This is a genomic window from Pectobacterium atrosepticum (assembly GCF_000740965.1).
Lineage (GTDB): Bacteria > Pseudomonadota > Gammaproteobacteria > Enterobacterales > Enterobacteriaceae > Pectobacterium > Pectobacterium atrosepticum.
The window spans coordinates 3,720,671-3,738,253 of sequence record NZ_CP009125.1 but is presented as its reverse complement, the minus strand read 5'-3'; the positions used below and the strand labels follow the sequence as shown (position 1 = coordinate 3,738,253).

Here is a 17,583-nt window from a genome sequence, read left to right as displayed (position 1 = left end):
CCCAATGGAAGGTAAAGGAGCTTATGTTGATCCTGTTACATCAAAACAAAGGGTACTAATTCATCCTGATGCATCTTGCGGTCCTCATTGTCATGTTAATAATCCAGCAGGAGAAAGGCTCGATATAAATGGGAAGCTCGTTCCTTCCGAATCTCCTGAAGCTCATCTACCCTTAGATATGGACCCATGATGAATATAAATATGCACGATTGGACATTGCTTTCTTTATTAATTGATTGGAGTAAAGGGGAGCTTGTTATCAAATTATTGAACAGTAACTCTGAACCAGTTGTCATAAAAGCCAGTGGTGTTAAGTTGATTAATATACCTAAGAGTGATGAGTGGGGAGAGAGCGTGAGTATTAATGAAGTTATTGAGTTAGATAGAAATTCCTATGGGTTTGAAAGAATGAAAATTGAAATTCAATCGGGTGATATCATAGAAATAGTTGCAGAGGAAATACTGCTGCCAAATTAATATCAGGTTTGCAATACGACATCTTATTTTAATGGCCGGAAGCGATCACACGATCCTTCCGGTTTTTTATTTTATTAGCGGTCAGGTCAGTTTTTATAAATTAATCTGCGTCTCAATAATAATCCTGCCGCGCTCCACTGTGACGGTCACCGGCATCCCGGTGATAAAGCCACACTCTTCCAGCCAGCGGCCTTTAAGGTTGATGGCAGAGGGCGGGTTGGGCTTGCCATTATGCGAAGCATATCCCACGGTGTAGTAACGCTCTGTTTTGGCTGCTTTATTAACGGTGACGCCTGACTTAGAATGTGCGTTAGCCATAGTAACTACCTCTTTTAGTTGCTTGCGGTGAGCGGCGGGGTGAGGTGCGAACTCATCTTCGCCGCGCTATTTATCCATCAGTTACGCGCCTGAGCAATCAGAGCGCTTAACATCTCCGAGATCATCTTCTGTTTTGCCTTCGGCAAACTGTCTATCTCTTCAATAAGCTGTTGCCATTTTGGCGTCGGGCCACGTTTACGGGCGGCCTTCTCTGCTTCCTCACCGAGTAAATCCTCAAGAGAAACTGATAACACTCTCGCCACGGCTGGGAGTATGGAAATCTGTATCCGTCTTCTTCCTGCTTCCCATGCCTGTACAGCCTGCTGGGAAACGTTCAGCGCCTGTGCAACCTGCGTCTGTGTCATCCCAGCTTCTTTCCTCAGTGCGGTTATCCGCTTACCCAGTTCGGTGATAAAGACCTGTTCTTCATTGCTTATCGGTGCGGCCATAGTCGTTTTACCTGAAATCCTTTGTGACCTGATGACCATAATCTACTCCATGCTTTACATTATACTGTTGTAAATACTACTAGCTGATGTATATACTTGTCGAGTTATTTTTAGCCAAACCCTATTGACAGGTTTTTAGAGGAAATCCGTTTATGGCACGCATCCCCGAGTCTGAGTTGCAGCACCTGAAAGCCGCCGTGTCACTGGTTGAAGTGGTGCGCTCTCAGGGGCGCAAGGTGGTGAAGCGCGGTAAAGGCTGGGTGGTGCTGTGTCCGTTCCATCAGGAAAAAACGCCGTCGTGTGTTATCAGCCCGGATAAGAACCTGTATCACTGCTTCGGCTGCGATGCAGGCGGCTCGGTCATTGACTGGGTGATGAAAACGGAGGGCTTAAGCCTGCCGCATACGGTCGATAAGCTGCGGCGTGAACTGGGTAGCGTGCCCACCACTGAGCCGTTGCCCCCTGTGGCGGACATCGCCGATGAACAGGAAAGGCAGGCGTTACTGCATCGTGTTACCGAGTTCTATCATCACACCCTGCTCAATGCGCCGGAGGCCGTCGCCTATCTGGAAAAGCGCCGCCTCAATCATCCTGAGTTAGTGGCGCAGTTCCGCTTAGGGTTCGCCAACCGCACGCTGGGCTATCGTCTGCCATCCAGCAAGCAGAAAGCCGGTGTCACTATCCGCAGTCAGTTGCAGGCGCTGGGCGTACTGCGCGACAGCGGCCACGAGCATCTGGCGGGTTCACTGGTTGTTCCGGTTATCGATATCAACGGTCAGGTGCGGGAGCTGTACGGGCGTAAACTGTGCGACAAGTTGCGTGCCGGCACGCCAAAACATCTGTACCTGCCGGGGCCACACGGTGGGATGTGGAACGAGCAGGCGTTAGTGGCAAGTAAGTCAATCATCTTATGCGAATCACTCATTGATGCGATGTCGTTCTGGGTAGCGGGTTATCGCAACGTCACCGCCGCCTATGGGGTGAACGGGTTCACGGAAGAGATGCGCACTGCCTTTATCCGCCACGGCGTGAAACAGGTGCTGATAGCGTTCGATAACGACGCGGCAGGCGATACGGCGGCGGTAACACTGGCTTCTGCATTAGCCGCTGACGGCATCAGCCCGTTCCGCGTGGTGTTCCCGGCGGGCATGGATGCGAATGAATACCTGTGTAAAGTCTCGGAGCCGGAAGCAGCGTTCGGGTTACTGGTTGACGGCGCGTTGCCAATGGAGGAAGCGGTCAGCGCTGAACTTGAATCCGTGCCACAACCGGCTTCTGCTTTAGCTGCGGTTCCGGTGGTTAAGGCAGCGCAGGCGTCAGAGCCGGGCGTGGTGGTTGAAGCCCTGCCGAACGGTGAGCTTGAGATAGCGTTATCCGGCCAGCAGTGGCGCATCCGGGGCATGGCGTCGGTGAAAGCGGGCAGTGGCACGATGAAGGTCAATGCGCAGGTTATCGACACGGCCAGCGGCGTGGTGTTCGCGGACAGCGTGGACATGATGAGTGCCCGAAGCCGTGCAGGTTATGCGCGGCTGGCCGCCTCGGAGTTGGGGTTAGCAGAAAGCGATGTTAAACGTAGCTTAGGCCGGGTATTGCTGGCACTGGAAGCGCGTCTGAGCCAGCCGGAAACGAGCGGTGAAACCGCGCAAGACATCACCGATGAACAGCGGGAGGCGGCGCTGACGTTGCTGCGTGACCCGAACCTTATCGGCAGGCTGACGGATGACCTTGCGGCCTGTGGCGTGGTCGGCGAATCGACCAACTTAGTGGCGGGGTATCTGGCGGCGGTATCGCGCAAGCTGGATAAACCGCTGGCCGTACTCATCCAGTCATCAAGCGCGGCGGGAAAATCCTCGCTGATGGAGGCGGTGCTGAATCTCATCCCACCCGAAGAGCGGTTGCAGTACAGCGCCATGACGGGGCAAAGCCTGTTCTATCTGGGTGAAACCAATCTCCAGCATAAAATCCTCGCCATCGCCGAAGAAGAAGGTGTCAGGCAAGCCGCCTATGCGCTCAAGCTGTTGCAGAGTGACGGGGAACTGACCATTGCCAGTACCGGCAAGGACGATGCCACAGGGAATCTGGTCACCAAACAATACACGGTGAAAGGCCCGGTGATGCTGATGTTAACGACGACGGCCATCGATGTGGACGAAGAGTTGCTGAACCGCTGTCTGGTCCTCACCGTGAACGAATCCCGCGAACAGACCGAAGCGATACATGCGTTGCAGCGGCACAAGCAGACGTTAGAGGGCTTGCTGATGGAGAACGAAAAAGGCTATCTCACCGAACTGCACCAGAACGCCCAGCGGTTACTGAAACCGCTAAAAGTGGTCAATCCGTTCGCCAGCCAGCTCACATTCCTGAGCGATAAAACCCGCACCCGCCGCGACCATATGAAATACCTGACGTTAATCCAGTCTGTCGCGCTGCTGCATCAGTATCAGCGGGAAGTAAAACAGGTTGAACACCGTGGGCAGGTTATCGAGTATATCGAGGTGGAACGCTCGGACATCGTGCTGGCCAACAAACTGGCGCATGAAATCCTTGGTCGGACGCTGGACGAAATGCCGCCGCAGACGCGCAAGCTGTTGCTGCTGATACAGGGGATGGTGAATCAGTTAGCGCATGCGCAGAACAAAAAACCGAGCGAGGTGCGCTTTACCCGGCGGGATATCCGCAACGCGACGCAGTGGAGTGACAGCCAGCTAAAGCTGCACTGCCTGCGACTGGCTGAAATGGAATACCTGCTGGTTCATGGCGGGAGCCGGGGACACCTGCTGCAATACGAACTGCTGTGGGATGGCACGGTGCCGGAAGGGGCGCATCTGTGCGGGTTAATCGAACCGGAAGGCAGTGAAAAAGGCGGGTGCGACGCACGCAAGTCTGGGGCTGGTAACCGCAAGTCGGGGTCAAGTCTGCCTCAAGTCGGGGCTAAGTCTGGGTCAGCAAAACCGCGCGACGCCGCAGCGGATAAGGCGTCACCTGTTGCAAGTCGGGTTAAAGCCAAAAGCCCTGTTCCGGTGGCAGACGATAAGCGCATCACACCGTAGCGCCGCTTCCTTAACGTCTCTTCTCACTTCGCAGGACGCGCCGCCATGACCAAACCGAAACTACCCAGCCCGGAAGCCCTTTACCTTAGCAGCCTGTCACAGACGCTGCGCCAGTACACCATGGCTTACCTTGCGCACCTGACGGCCACGAACCACAGCCCGCGCACGGTGGAAGGCTACGGTGAACGGCTGCGCCCGTTCGTGACGTGGTGTGAAGAGCGGGGACTCACACAGGCGGCACAGGTAAGTCTGGCAGTACTGGAAGCCTATCAGCGTTACCTGCACGGCTACCGCAAAGCAGACGGTAAACCGCTGGCGCAAGGGGGGCAGCTTAACCGCCTGTCAGCGATACGTGGGCTGTTCCGCTGGCTGCTGCACCGTCACCATATCCTGTACAACCCCGCCGAGCAGATGACGCTGCCGAAAGCAGAGAAACGCCTGCCATCACAGATACTGAGCGAGGAAGAAACCGAAGCGGTGATGGACGCGCAGGACACGGAAACGTTAACCGGACTGCGTAACCGTGCAGTGCTGGAAATGCTGTGGAGTACGGGACTCAGACGTTCAGAGCTGGCCGGGCTGATGCTGGCCGATATCGACGTAGGACGCGGGGTTCTGGTGGTGCGACAGGGCAAAGGCAACAAAGACCGGGTGGTTCCGGTTGGCCTGAGGGCGCTGGTCTGGGTGCAGCGCTATCTGGATGCGGTGCGGCCACGGCTGACGACGAAGCACGACAGCGGCACCCTGTTCGTGACGATATGGGGGAAGAAGCTGGGACGGGCGACGCTGACGATACTGGCGGGAAGCGCTATCCGCGAACAGGCGCATCTGAAAAAGGCGGGAGCGTGTCATGTGTTCCGGCACTCAATGGCCACGCAGATGTTAGAGAACGGCGCGGACACACGATACATCCAGGCGATACTCGGTCATGAGAAACTGGAAACGACGCAGATATATACCCGAGTGGCTATCGGTCATCTGAAACAGGTGCATGAGAAGACCCATCCGGCAGAGCGGAAGCCGAAACCCCGGCGCAGGAAGCGCAAGCCGGACAGCCCGAAAAAGTAGCTCACTCCCTTCCATCCCGAAGGACGGTGCAGGGCAAAAGGCGCGCCGTCCGTGGCGCACCGCTTGCCTTTATGTGGCTAAGGCGCTCCGGCGGTAAATGCCGCCCGGCCAGCGCCAGCCTCAGTCACACTCTGACCTTAACGTTGCTGGCCAGTCGTCATTCAACATAATGTGGCATTACGCGAAAGCCGCTGAACGCGGCCAACGCGCAACACACATTATATCGGCGCCGGGCAGGTTAAGGGCGCGCTGCGGCTACCTCAACCTCAGTGAGCGGCTGGCCGCCGGGGTTGGGTTCTTGGTGCGGTGTGGCGCACAGCTCGCCCGCTCGCTCTGCTGTCGGCAACGGCACTCGTTCTCGGCTCTTACGGTGTGGCCGCCCTCCCTGGCGGCACTGGCTCCGGCGTCAACCCTCGACCAACGTCAACCCCAAAGCAGAAGCCGCTCCTTCGTCACGGCGCTTAACGGCTTCACCTCGCCCCCGCCCCAACCCCGCTGCACTGGCTGTGCCCGGCTCGCAGTCGCAAGCTCCTTGCTCGTTCCCGTGCTCGCCATCTTCGCCCCGTGCGGCCCCCGCCGGGGGCCTCCCTGTTCAACGTCTTGTCTTGCGGGCCTCGCCAGCCCGCGCCCGGCAGACGCTTCACCGTCCCACAGCAAGCTGCGGAACGGCTCGCGCCACAATAAACCCCGGTTCAGCAACAAAACGAGTAATGGCAGCGGCTGACGCCGCTGCTATGATGTGGCGCAGGCAGACAGGGAAGTCACAGCGTGGCGGTAGCGTGTCTGCGGGCAAAAGTGCGCGTCGGGAGTTGTGGGTTACGGGCGTGTTAACATGGCCGAAAACGCTGTCTAAAAAGGCTGTTGCTTCAAGTGGTTGAGTGCACTAAAAAGTACGACTGCACCGGAGTTGTCCCTATGACCCGATAGGGTTACTGGGTGGAATCCGGCCTCAAGCCTACGTTCACAATCCGCTAACCCGTGTTGACCCCTTGGGATTAGCTGAATCTGCATGTGAACAGCGGAAAAGGGTGCTCGAAAATATAGAGGCAAGCCGTAGAGCCAGAGAATCATCGAATTTCTCAGATCATAATGAGTGGCCACCAAATCGAGGTTTCGATGGCGACTCATCTAAATTTACATTATTACCCGGTTCTACAATTGATAGATATGGTACTGAATATGGAACATTCGCCTCTCCTGAAGGAGTTCCATATAGAGATAGAGCCTTGAAACCGGGGTCAGATGGTAGACCTTATAATGTTTATGAAGTTGTTAAGCCAATTACTGTTGATGCCGGTGATATTAAAGGCTGGTTCGGATATGAAGGTGGCGGAACTCAGTACGAATTACCTGATAAGATAATAAATTTGGTGAGGGATGGTTCGTTAAAGAGACGGTGATTTTTATGAATAAAAAAGAGCTAAAAGATAGGCTTATCAAAGAGAAAGTGTCGAGAACTTTATATTCTTTGGATGGCGGCTTACCAAATGAAAAATTATGTCTTGATCACGAAAATGGTTGTTGGGTTGTTTATTACTCAGAAAGAGGGATTAAAACTGGGATGGTAAGTTTCCCGACAGAAGATGAAGCCTGCGAATATATATATGATCAAATTAATGCAATTGTTATTGGTAAAGTAAAATAAATAATAGCCGGAAGCGATCTCACGATCCTTCCGGCTTTTTTATTTTTAGCGGTTGGTATTATTACGCCAGCATATTCCCTTGTTCTGCCCGAATGGTTATCTTACCGAGCAGTACCTCAATGCTTAACGACTGGCCGAGTAACCCGCTCTGCGTCAGCCAGTCCCCTGCCAGCGTCAGTTCCCCGTTGTCCCCCACCCAGTCCGCGCCCTCCGTCTCGCTGCCGTCCAGTTCGTTTAGCAGCGCGGCGATGTCGGTATCCTCATCCAGTCGTGTCAGCATTAATCCATTGCGGTACAGGCCAATACGAAACAGCGCCTCAGCGGTAAAACCCGCCTGTGCCAGTTCGTTGCCTGTCAGCGTCAGTTCCGGCAGGTCGCCGTGCTGGAAAGCATAATGAAGACTCATCGTGCGCTCTCCATGTTCAGCCCGCCGGGAAAATGGTTCAGCCAGTGGGTCGCGGCACGTTCATCAAATGGCGCGATGCTCAGGGCGTGCAGGTTGCCCCACAGTTCATGGATATCCTGCGTGGTGATGACAATGCAGCCGGGCATAATGCGCAGCTTGAGCGATTGCCCAGTGGTAAATCCGGCGTCCTTCAGCCACTGCCCGGCAATGTTAATCGCGGGGGTGTCATGGTTGCCCTTGATGGGGCGATAGCCTACCCGCGTAAAGCGCTCGGCCTGAGAGATTTTAAAAACGGTGGTATCTGGCGTAGAATGCGCGTCAGCCATGGTAACTACTCCTATAGTTGCTTGTGGTGAGCGGCGTGGGTGAGGTGCAAACTCATCTTCGCCGCGCTATTTATCCGTCAGTTACGCGCCTGAGCAATCAGAGCGCTTAACATCTCCGAAATCATCTTCTGTTTTGCCTTCGGCAAACTGTCTATCTCTTCCATCTGCTGCTGCCACTTCGGGGCCGGGCCGCGCTTGCGTCTGGCAGGCTCCGGGGCTTCCCCGAATACCTCTTCAAGCGAAACTGAAAAAATCTGTGCTACAGAAGGGAGTGATGAAACCTTAATCCTTCTGCGCCCCGCTTCCCATGCCTGAACCGTCTGCTGGGAAACGCCAAGCTTCTCCGCCAGTTCAGCCTGTGTGATACCCCGCTCTTTACGCAGGGTGGTGATGCGTTCACCCAGTGCCATGAAGAAATCGCGCTCTTCGTTACTGATAGCCATAGCTGTTACCGATGTTGAATGTAATAGGACAGCCATAACTTACCTCACGTTTTACCACGATATGTTGTATATACTACATTATGTGGTATATTGGCGTCGAGTTATTTTTAGCCAAACCCTATTGACAGGTTTTTAGAGGAAATCCGTTTATGGCACGCATCCCCGAATCCGAGTTGCAGCACCTGAAAGCCGCCGTGTCACTGGTTGAAGTGGTGCGTGGTCAGGGAAGAACGGTGGTGAAGCGCGGCAAGGACTGGGTGGTGCTGTGCCCGTTCCATCAGGAGAACACCCCTTCCATGGTTATCAGCCCGGACAAAAACCTCTATCACTGCTTCGGTTGTGATGCAGGCGGCTCGGTCATTGACTGGGTGATGAAGACGGAAGGCTTAAGCCTGCCTCATGCGGTCGATAAGCTGCGGCGTGAGCTGGGTAGTGTGCCAGCGGCTGAACCGTTGCCACCGGTGGCGGATATCGCTGATGAACAGGAGCGGCAGGCGTTACTGCATCGTGTTACCGAGTTCTACCATCACACCCTGCTGAACGCGCCGGAGGCCATCGCCTATCTGGAAAAACGCCGCCTCAATCATCCTGAGTTAGTGGCGCAGTTCCGCTTGGGGTTCGCCAACCGGACGCTGGGCTATCGTCTGCCATCAAAGAAGCTGAAAGACGGTGCGGCCATCCGGGCGCAGTTGCAGGCCATCGGGGTGATGCGTGACAGCGGCCATGAACATCTGGCGGGTTCACTGGTTGTTCCTGTTATCGATAGTCACGGTCAGGTGCGGGAGCTGTACGGGCGCAAACTGTGCGACAAGTTGCGTGCCGGGACGCCAAAACACCTGTACCTGCCGGGGCCACACGGCGGGGTGTGGAACGAACAGGCACTGGTTGCGAGTAAGTCGGTCATCTTATGCGAATCGCTTATCGATGCGATGTCGTTCTGGGTGGCGGGGTATCGTAATGTGACGGCGGCGTATGGGGTAAATGGCTTTACCGATGAGATGCGACAAGCCTTTATCCGCCACGGGGTAAAACAGGTGCTTATCGCGTTCGATAACGATGAGGCAGGCAATACGGCGGCGGTAACACTGGCTGAGTCCTTAGCCGCTGAGGGCATCACCCCGTTCCGCGTGGTGTTCCCGTCTGGCATGGATGCGAACGGCTACTTATGCAGTGTGGCCGAACCAGAAGCAGCGTTCGGGTTACTGGTTGACGGCGCGTTGCCAATGGGGGAAGCGGTCAGCGTTGAACCTGAATCCGTGCCACAGCCTGAAAAACCGTCTCAACCTGCCGCCTCTTTAGCTGCCGGGGTTGTGGTTGACGCCCTGCCAAACGGTGAGCTTGAGATAGCGCTGTCCGGCCAGCAGTGGCGCATCCGGGGCATGGCATCGGTGAAAGCGGGCAGCGGCGCGATGAAGGTGAACGCGCAGGTACTGGATACGGAAAGCGGCGTGGTGTTCGCGGACAGCGTGGACATGATGAGTGCGCGTTCGCGTGCAGGGTATGCGCGGCTGGCCGCGAGTGAGTTAGGGTTAGCGGAAAGTGACCTTAAACGCACTCTGGGACGGGTGCTGCTGGCACTGGAAAGTCATCTGAGCCAGCCGGAAACCGCCAGTGACACCGCACCAGAACTGGACGATGCCGCGAAAGCCGACGCGCTGGCGTTGCTGCAAGACCCGAACCTTATCGGCAGGCTGACGGATGATCTTGCCGCCTGTGGCGTGGTGGGGGAATCGACCAACTTAGTGGCGGGGTATCTGGCGGCAGTATCGCGCAAGCTGGACAGACCGTTAGCGGTGTTAATCCAGAGCAGTTCGGCGGCGGGAAAATCCTCGCTGATGGATGCGGTACTGAACCTCATCCCACCGGAAGAGCGGCTGCAATACTCGGCCATGACGGGACAGAGCCTGTTCTATCTGGGCGAAACGAACTTACAGCACAAGATACTGGCGATAGCGGAAGAAGAAGGCGTCAGGCAAGCCGCCTATGCGCTGAAGCTGTTGCAGAGTGACGGAGAACTGACGATAGCATCAACGGGCAAGGATGATGCGACGGGAAACCTTGTTACCAAACAGTACACGGTGAAAGGCCCGGTGATGTTGATGTTAACAACGACAGCCATCGATGTGGATGAAGAGCTGTTAAACCGTTGTCTGGTTCTCAGCGTGAACGAATCCCGCGAACAGACGGAAGCGATACACGCCTTGCAGCGCCACAAGCAAACGCTGGAAGGGTTGCTGATGGAGAACGAGAAAGGCTATCTCACCGAACTGCACCAGAATGCCCAGCGGTTACTGAAACCGTTAAAAGTGGTGAACCCGTTCGCCAGCCAGCTCACGTTCCTGAGCGACAAAACCCGTACCCGCCGCGACCATATGAAATACCTGACGTTAATCCAGAGCATCACGCTGCTGCACCAGTATCAGCGGGAGATAAAGCAGGTTGAACACCGTGGCGCGGTTATCGAGTATATCGAGGTGGCGCGCTCGGATATCGTGCTGGCCAACCGGTTAGCGCACGAGATATTAGGCCGCACGCTGGACGAGATGCCGCCACAGACGCGCAAGCTGTTGCTGCTGATACAGGGCATGGTCAATCAGTTAGCACATACGCAAAACAGGAAGCCGGGCGAGGTACGTTTTACCCGGCGGGATATCCGCAACGCGACCCAGTGGAGCGATAACCAGTTGAAAGTCCACTGTCTGCGGCTGGTCGAAATGGAATACCTGCTTATCCACGGCGGCAGTCGGGGGCACTTGTTGCAGTACGAACTGCTGTGGGATGGGAACGGAAGCGATGATAATACGCATCTGTGCGGCCTTATCGATCCGCCGGAAGATAATCCGGCAGGACAGTACGACTCACGCAAGTTGGGGGATAAGGAGAGCAAGTTGGCCTCAAGTTGCCCCCAAGTTGGTGCCAAGTTGGAGTCTGGAAAATCCCGCCAAGCCACGCGGGGTAAGGGTTCGTCAGTCGCAAGTGGCGATAAGGCGAAAAGCCCTGTTCCGGCGAAGAGAAACAAACGCATCACATCGTAACCCCTCATCACCTCGCAGGACGCGCCGCCATGACCAAACCGAAACTACCCAGCTCGGAAGCCCTTTACCTTAGCAGCCTGTCACAGACGCTGCGCCAGCACACCACCGCTTACCTTGAATACCTGACGGCCACGAGCCACAGCCCGCGCACGGTGGAAGGCTACGGTGAACGGCTTCGCCCGTTCGTGACGTGGTGCGAGGAGCGGGGACTTACGCAGGCGGCACAGGTGAGCCTGTCGGTGCTGGAAGCCTATCAGCGTTACCTGCACGGCTACCGCAAGGCAGACGGCAAACTGCTGGTTCTCGGTGGTCAGCTTAACCGCCTGTCAGCGATACGTGGGCTGTTCCGCTGGCTGCTGCACCGTCACCATATCCTGTACAACCCCGCCGAGCAGATGACGCTGCCGAAAGCCGAGAAGCGATTACCGGCGCAGATACTGAGCGAGGAAGAAACCGAAGCGGTGATGGACGCACAGGACACGGAAACGCTGACCGGGTTACGTAACCGCGCGGTGCTGGAAATGCTGTGGAGCACGGGACTAAGACGTTCAGAGCTGGCCGGACTGATGCTGGCCGATGTGGACGTGGGGCGCGGGGTACTGGTGGTGCGACAGGGCAAAGGCAACAAAGACCGGGTGGTTCCGGTTGGCCTGCGGGCGCTGGTCTGGGTGCAGCGCTATCTGGATGCAGTGCGGCCAAGGCTGACGACGAAACATGACAGCGGTGCGCTGTTCGTGACGATATGGGGGAAGACGCTGGGACGGGCGACGCTGACGATACTGGCAGGCCGGGCAATACGGGATGACGCCCACCTGAAAAAGGCTGGGGCATGTCATGTGTTCCGGCACTCGATGGCGACACAGATGTTAGAGAACGGGGCGGACACGCGACACATACAAGCGATACTGGGTCATGAGAAACTGGAAACGACGCAGATATATACCCGAGTGGCTATCGGTCATCTGAAGGCGGTGCATGAGAAAACCCATCCGGCAGAGCGGAAACCGAAACCCCGGCGCAGGAAGAAACGCAAACCGGACAGCCCGAAAAAGTAGCTCCCTCTCTTCAAAGCCGTAGGGCGGTGCAGGGCAGAAAGCCCTCGTCCCTGCGGGCTTACTGCCTTGTTCAGCCAAGGCGCTCCGGCGGTAAATGCCGCCCGGCCAGCACCAGACAAAAGCGTTCTCTGTAACAATCGTTGCTGGCCGAACGTCATTCAACATAATGTGGCATTACGCGAAAGCCGCTGAACGCGGCCAACGCGCAACACACATTATATCGGCGCCGGGCAGGTTAAGGGCGCGCTGCGGCTACCTCAACCTCAGTGAGCGGCTGGCCGCCGGGGTTGGGTTCTTGGTGCGGTGTGGCGCACAGCTCGCCCGCTCGCTCTGCTGTCGGCAACGGCACTCGTTCTCGGCTCTTACGGTGTGGCCGCCCTCCCTGGCGGCACTGGCTCCGGCGTCAACCCTCGACCAACGTCAACCCCAAAGCAGAAGCCGCTCCTTCGTCACGGCGCTTAACGGCTTCACCTCGCCCCCGCCCCAACCCCGCTGCACTGGCTGTGCCCGGCTCGCAGTCGCAAGCTCCTTGCTCGTTCCCGTGCTCGCCATCTTCGCCCCGTGCGGCCCCCGCCGGGGGCCTCCCTGTTCAACGTCTTGTCTTGCGGGCCTCGCCAGCCCGCGCCCGGCAGACGCTTCACCGTCCCACAGCAAGCTGCGGAACGGCTCGCGCCACAATAAACCCCGGTTCAGCAACAAAACGAGTAATGGCAGCGGCTGACGCCGCTGCTATGATGTGGCGCAGGCAGACAGGGAAGTCACAGCGTGGCGGTAGCGTGTCTGCGGGCAAAAGTGCGCGTCGGGAGTTGTGGGTTACGGGCGTGTTAACATGGCCGAAAACGCTGTCTAAAAAGGCTGTTGCTTCAAGTGGTTGAGTGCACTAAAAAGTACGACTGCACCGGAGTTGTCCCTATGACCCGATAGGGTTACTTGGTGGAATCCGGCCTCAAGCCTACGTTCACAATCCGTTGGAATGGGTGGATCCGCTGGGGTTGACGGAATCGGGATGTAAACAGCCGAATAAGCCAGTAGCTGGAAAAATTACTGGTTATACGAAGCATGGTTTAAACCAAGCAGTTGGCCGTAATGGTGGTAAAGGGGTCAATGCTAAAGATATGCTCGATGCAGTGAAGAATCCTAAAAAAGTTGTAGAAAATGCAAATGGAACAACCCGCTATCAAGGTAAAAGAGCAACTGTCGTATTAAATCAGGACGGTAAGGTTGTTACAACATTCGGAAAATCTCGCGGGCCAGAAATTTGGGGTCAAGGAACTAGTCGAGTCTCGGGAAGTGGTTCAGCGCAGCGTCGAGCTAATGATCTTGGCTTTAGTTACAACCCCAGAATGGTAAGGTGAGGCTATGAATTTTAAGCTAAATCGTGAGGTTATAAATGATCTTCTTGTTTTTATTTCTGACCCTCATATAGCAGGGGTATTAAAAGAAAGTGTAGGAACGGGGGAGATAAAAATAAAAGATGTATATCCGACTGGTAGGTATTTTGTTGAGTTTTCTGAACAGGATGTTGATGTTATTTTAGATGAACTATCGAATGCTATATCTAATGTTGGTATAGGTAATGATGGGGAAATAAATGCATATGGAATCCGAATGGAAAAATTAATAGACATATTTAATGATGTTTAGATTTTATACATGAATGGTTCGTTAAAAAAGCTGGAAGTGATCTTACGATCCTTTCGGCTTTATTATTTTATGGTCTGGTCAGTCGCTACAGATTAATCTGCGTCTCAATAATAATCCTGCCCCGCTCCACAGTGACGGTGACGGGCATCCCGGTGATAAAGCCCGACTCTTCGAGCCAGCGGCTTTTAAGGTTAATGGCCGAAGGCGGGGTGGATCTGCCACTATGCGGGGCATATCACACGGTATAATAAAACCAGTTAATTGGTCAGCAGCAGTACCGGGCAGACGGGTCAGCGGCGCGGGAGGTACAGTGGGTGTACGAGCCGGGGAGCTTCCGACCACTTGCGCAAGTGGAAGCGCAAGGTGATAGCACACAACTGCACTACATCGTCACTGACCTGACAGGAACCGCGAGAGAGCTGTGCAGCGAGGAAGGGGAAATCCGCTGGCGCGGCGAGCAGGGGTTGTGGGGGGCGCATCGTGAAGAGCGACGGCCTATCCCGCTGCGGCGCTACCTGGGTGATGCGGCAAACGAGGAAGTGTACTGCGAGCTGCGCTATCAGGGGCAGCTGTACGACGCGGAAACGGGGCTTTACTACAACTGACATCGTTACTATGATGCGGAGAGGGGGGCAGCATCTGTCTCCGGATCCGATAGGGCTGGGTGGGGGTATCCAACCACAAAGTTACGTACATAATCCGTTAGAATGGGTTGATCCGCTAGGGTTGACGGAATCTGGCTGTAAGCAGCCGAACTCACCTGAAAACAGCCAAAAGCCAGAAGTTAAAAAACCAAATATTTCAACAAAAATTCATGACGGCGCACAAGGTAAACATATAGAAGGACATAATAACTACGTTGAGGGTAAGAGTGTTATAGATGCTAAGCCTCAAGAATTATTAGATAACTACCATGCAGGAAATGTTAATACCTCTAGGGTAATTAACGAAAATAAAATTAAAGTGGATTTTGGTGATGTGAACGGTACTCATAAAGATATGAATGGTACTAATACTTCCACATCATGGGGGCTAATCCATAGCCGTAAAAATGGTGCTCATATTGTTCCGGCGTTGCCTGATACAATTTAGGTAGGTTATGAGATGAATATGAATGAACTGAAATTAATAATATTTAATTCGCTTTTGGGTAACGTTAATGAAAATGTTAGAGCATTAGCTTATGATTTTTTTGATAAAAAAATCATAATGTATGGGTATTTGGACACTGAGCCTGATGATGATGAAATCATCGATGTTGCTGTAAGCGAAATAATGGCATCATGTCCTGAATTGGAAAATCAAGAGATCAATTTAGTCAAGTCATGTGAACCTGTAGGTAAGTTGAACTCTTATAAAGGCTGGGTGTTTGTTAGATATGAAAGTTAATTAAATACAATTTTGAATTTATAAAAAATCCGAAAAGATCATCTATGACCCTTCAGGTTTTTTATTTCTAACTGAATAACACGTTCTATATACGTGGTCATCGGATTTTTGGCTCTGTCAGTAATGACACTCATGGTTAAATCTGAATTTGTTACCCTATTGAATAATAAGGCTTTGGCTATGAGTGGGTTTGAAAAATATCGTATGTGCTATTGCATTGTCAATGCTATATGGTCTGGTCAGTCGCTACAGATTAATCTGCATTTCAATAATAATCTTGCCTTTTCCACCGTCCGCCACAATGGCGGCGCCAAGCACGGCTATTTGGCTACGACAGCGAACAGAACCTGTGCGAGGTGTCGCAGATAGCGCCGGGTCTGGGTGAGACGCTGAAGGTGCAGGATGCGGTGGTACAGTCGTCGGTGCGGTATGATACGGCGGGTCGGGTGGTGGAGCGCGGCCATACGCAGTACCGGTATGATGACTGCGGGCGTCTGGCGATGAAACGGGAAACGCGTCCGGGGTTCAGGCCGAAGGAAACGTACTTCGACTGGGACGTGCAGGACCGACTGTTGCGGGTGAGCCTGCCGGACGGGGCGCGGTGGCGTTTAATTCAAATGGAAGTTATTTCACTTCCATATTAATTGGTGGTAAGTGTTTTATGAATATAATGCCAGATGATTATATTATTATTAACGATATTGCAATAAACACTCTGAAGCTTAGGGTGAAAGGCGACGATTTAATAAATAAAATGAGGTTTCTTGGTTTTCTACATTCTAACGATTTTATGGTTAAAAGAGTAGAGAGTGAAAACGATCAATTAGATCTCGTGATATAATTAGTTAAAGTAGATGATTTATTCTTATTTGGTTACGGTTGGTATCCGTCATAAGTCGATGACGCCAGTACTTCGCCCTTTTCTGTCAATGAATATCCAACGACTGACTGGGTAGTCAGCCCATATATAATCTGCCTCCCTCCATAGTCAGTTCTCCGTTATCTACTCATCTCTTTTGCACTACTCTTGTCGCTAATGGTCTCAGTAATATGACTATCTCTCATTTTTAATACACAAACCACTCTCCATTTTACTATATTAGTTTTATATTCAAAGTTAATTATTAGCTATGTAAATAAAAATACTGAATATGTTATTCAGTATTTTCTTTGTACTCGTGAAGGGTTTTTATTCTATTGTTTCTACGCCATAGCTATGTGGTTAATTCTATTTTTAAATGAATGTAAATGAGTGAGGTTATTTTGGATATAATGAATAATGAATTAGTTTCATCGCTAATATTAAGGGAGTTAATTCAATATCGGCGTCGATTCACCCACTCGACGAAGTCAGTGAGTGAAGAGGAATCTCAGGTAACTCAGGTTCAATTACCCAGAATTCGTACTTTTGTTGACGAAGGTCGTCGGGTTGAACTTATTCTACCGGCGTTTCCCGTTAAATCTCCTAGCCCTTATAAGGTACTGGGGAGAATGCCAGACATGGCAGAGCGCTTGTCCCTGATATTTCTGAATTCGTTATGTCAGCGTATTCAGCTTTATTATCCGCCCGGCGCACATATCCGTATTTGCTCGGATGGGCATGTATTTGGCGATCTAATTGGGACCAGCGACGAGACCATTAACACCTATCAGGATGAGATCGAAAACTTATTGCATGAACTGGGAGCTGTTCATCTCAGCGTCTTTAATCTTAAGGATGTAGAGAATATGGCGGCACTCACCGCTGACTATGGCCATCTTCGCCAACGACTGGTTGAGGATTACGCCGAATCGGCAGAGGAGATCAAGGAGCAGCTTATGCAGAGCGAAGAAGGTTTACAGCTTTATCGTTCAATAACTCGCTTCCTCTATGAAGATAGTCTGCGGCCTGACTATACCGGCTCTAATGCGGCCTTACAGAAGGATGCTAAAAAACGCGCATGTGGCGTTATTCAACGTAGCTGGGCGTGGGGCAATCTGCTTGCTGAAAATTTCCCAGACGCTATCCGTTTGTCTATTCACCCTCAACCTGCGGACAGCCTGAAACTGGGTATTCATATGATGCCCACCAAAGATGACTGGTTAACGCCTTGGCATGGTGTTGCCGCCAATGTTAATGGGCAGTTTGTGCTTATGAAGAATACGGATGCGCAGCAGTTGGCCGGTGAGGTTGTGGAAATCCGTGGTACGCCTAGCCACTACTTAGTTAAACAGTCGGATGTGGCATAAGTGTGCACTTTTCTCACCTTATGATCTGCTGAAAACATCGATATTGTCA

The 17,583-nt window shown here is 53.2% G+C and carries 16 protein-coding genes and 4 pseudogenes; 14 read left to right on the top strand and 6 right to left on the bottom strand.

The window, feature by feature from the left end; all coding sequences use genetic code 11:
* Positions 1 to 186 precede the first annotated feature (186 nt).
* Entirely contained in the window at positions 187 to 477 is a 291-nt protein-coding gene (locus GZ59_RS16550; RefSeq protein ID WP_235213961.1) for a hypothetical protein, read from the top strand.
* A gap of 93 nt (positions 478 to 570) precedes the next feature.
* Here the strand turns inward: GZ59_RS16550 and GZ59_RS16545 are convergent, their stop codons facing one another.
* Positions 571 to 795, bottom strand: a complete 225-nt coding sequence (locus GZ59_RS16545; protein WP_039293246.1) for a SymE family type I addiction module toxin — start codon at positions 793 to 795, stop codon at positions 571 to 573.
* A gap of 77 nt (positions 796 to 872) precedes the next feature.
* Entirely contained in the window at positions 873 to 1,244 is a 372-nt protein-coding gene (locus GZ59_RS16540; RefSeq protein ID WP_039289056.1) for a helix-turn-helix domain-containing protein, read from the bottom strand.
* A 152-nt stretch (positions 1,245 to 1,396) separates the two neighbouring features.
* Between GZ59_RS16540 and GZ59_RS16535 the strand changes: the two genes are divergently transcribed.
* The 4 genes from GZ59_RS16535 to GZ59_RS16520 all read left to right on the top strand — a co-directional run bounded on the left by GZ59_RS16535 (position 1,397) and on the right by GZ59_RS16520 (position 7,007).
* The gene (locus tag GZ59_RS16535; protein WP_039293243.1) at positions 1,397 to 4,294 is read left to right on the top strand and encodes a DNA primase; all 2,898 of its coding nucleotides are present in this window, start codon (positions 1,397 to 1,399) and stop codon (positions 4,292 to 4,294) included.
* A gap of 45 nt (positions 4,295 to 4,339) precedes the next feature.
* Entirely contained in the window at positions 4,340 to 5,362 is a 1,023-nt protein-coding gene (gene xerC / locus GZ59_RS16530) for a site-specific tyrosine recombinase XerC (RefSeq protein ID WP_039293240.1), read from the top strand.
* A 1,028-nt stretch (positions 5,363 to 6,390) separates the two neighbouring features.
* The gene (locus tag GZ59_RS23075) at positions 6,391 to 6,762 is read left to right on the top strand and encodes a TNT domain-containing protein (protein ID WP_011094926.1); all 372 of its coding nucleotides are present in this window, start codon (positions 6,391 to 6,393) and stop codon (positions 6,760 to 6,762) included.
* Between the two features lie 5 nt (positions 6,763 to 6,767).
* Positions 6,768 to 7,007, top strand: a complete 240-nt coding sequence (locus GZ59_RS16520) for a hypothetical protein (protein ID WP_039293235.1) — start codon at positions 6,768 to 6,770, stop codon at positions 7,005 to 7,007.
* Between the two features lie 61 nt (positions 7,008 to 7,068).
* On the opposite strand, the gene GZ59_RS16515 is transcribed toward GZ59_RS16520, so the two are convergent.
* The 3 genes from GZ59_RS16515 to GZ59_RS16505 all read right to left on the bottom strand — a co-directional run bounded on the left by GZ59_RS16515 (position 7,069) and on the right by GZ59_RS16505 (position 8,218).
* Positions 7,069 to 7,413 (bottom strand): SymE family type I addiction module toxin, encoded by a 345-nt coding sequence (locus GZ59_RS16515; RefSeq protein WP_039293234.1) that lies wholly within the window; start codon positions 7,411 to 7,413, stop codon positions 7,069 to 7,071.
* Positions 7,410 to 7,739, bottom strand: coding sequence for a SymE family type I addiction module toxin (locus tag GZ59_RS16510; protein ID WP_011094906.1), 330 nt, complete (start codon positions 7,737 to 7,739; stop codon positions 7,410 to 7,412). The genes GZ59_RS16515 and GZ59_RS16510 overlap by 4 nt, the downstream gene beginning before the upstream one ends.
* Positions 7,740 to 7,816: 77 nt before the next feature.
* Complete coding sequence (locus GZ59_RS16505; RefSeq protein WP_011094905.1) at positions 7,817 to 8,218, bottom strand: helix-turn-helix domain-containing protein; 402 nt, start codon at positions 8,216 to 8,218, stop codon at positions 7,817 to 7,819.
* Positions 8,219 to 8,331: 113 nt separating this feature from the next.
* Here GZ59_RS16505 and GZ59_RS16500 point away from each other — a divergent pair, with 113 nt between their 5' ends.
* From GZ59_RS16500 to GZ59_RS16485, 4 genes and pseudogenes are all read left to right on the top strand, one after another.
* Positions 8,332 to 11,217, top strand: a complete 2,886-nt coding sequence (locus tag GZ59_RS16500) for a CHC2 zinc finger domain-containing protein (protein WP_039293232.1) — start codon at positions 8,332 to 8,334, stop codon at positions 11,215 to 11,217.
* A gap of 29 nt (positions 11,218 to 11,246) precedes the next feature.
* Positions 11,247 to 12,272, top strand: coding sequence for a site-specific tyrosine recombinase XerC (gene xerC, locus GZ59_RS16495; protein ID WP_039293231.1), 1,026 nt, complete (start codon positions 11,247 to 11,249; stop codon positions 12,270 to 12,272).
* Between the two features lie 914 nt (positions 12,273 to 13,186).
* A pseudogene (locus tag GZ59_RS23070) lies at positions 13,187 to 13,627 on the top strand (RHS repeat-associated core domain-containing protein); the annotation flags it as partial.
* A gap of 4 nt (positions 13,628 to 13,631) precedes the next feature.
* The gene (locus GZ59_RS16485) at positions 13,632 to 13,916 is read left to right on the top strand and encodes a hypothetical protein (RefSeq protein ID WP_011094900.1); all 285 of its coding nucleotides are present in this window, start codon (positions 13,632 to 13,634) and stop codon (positions 13,914 to 13,916) included.
* An 85-nt stretch (positions 13,917 to 14,001) separates the two neighbouring features.
* Here the strand turns inward: GZ59_RS16485 and GZ59_RS24000 are convergent.
* A pseudogene (locus tag GZ59_RS24000) lies at positions 14,002 to 14,139 on the bottom strand (SymE family type I addiction module toxin); the annotation flags it as partial.
* A gap of 28 nt (positions 14,140 to 14,167) precedes the next feature.
* On the opposite strand from GZ59_RS24000, the pseudogene GZ59_RS23595 reads away from it, so the two are divergent.
* From GZ59_RS23595 to pvcA, 5 genes and pseudogenes are all read left to right on the top strand, one after another.
* Positions 14,168 to 14,660 (top strand): annotated as a pseudogene (locus GZ59_RS23595) (RHS repeat-associated core domain-containing protein); the annotation flags it as partial.
* On the top strand, positions 14,643 to 15,008 hold the full coding sequence (locus GZ59_RS23930) for a polymorphic toxin type 50 domain-containing protein (protein WP_181023465.1): 366 nt from the start codon (positions 14,643 to 14,645) through the stop codon (positions 15,006 to 15,008). The pseudogene GZ59_RS23595 and the gene GZ59_RS23930, both read left to right, overlap by 18 nt.
* Positions 15,009 to 15,026: 18 nt before the next feature.
* Positions 15,027 to 15,305, top strand: a complete 279-nt coding sequence (locus GZ59_RS16475; RefSeq protein WP_226302347.1) for a MafI2 family immunity protein — start codon at positions 15,027 to 15,029, stop codon at positions 15,303 to 15,305.
* Between the two features lie 305 nt (positions 15,306 to 15,610).
* A pseudogene (locus GZ59_RS24090) lies at positions 15,611 to 15,913 on the top strand (type IV secretion protein Rhs); the annotation flags it as partial.
* A gap of 655 nt (positions 15,914 to 16,568) precedes the next feature.
* Positions 16,569 to 17,534, top strand: coding sequence for an L-tyrosine isonitrile synthase (gene pvcA, locus GZ59_RS16460; RefSeq protein WP_039295182.1), 966 nt, complete (start codon positions 16,569 to 16,571; stop codon positions 17,532 to 17,534).
* Positions 17,535 to 17,583 lie beyond the last annotated feature (49 nt).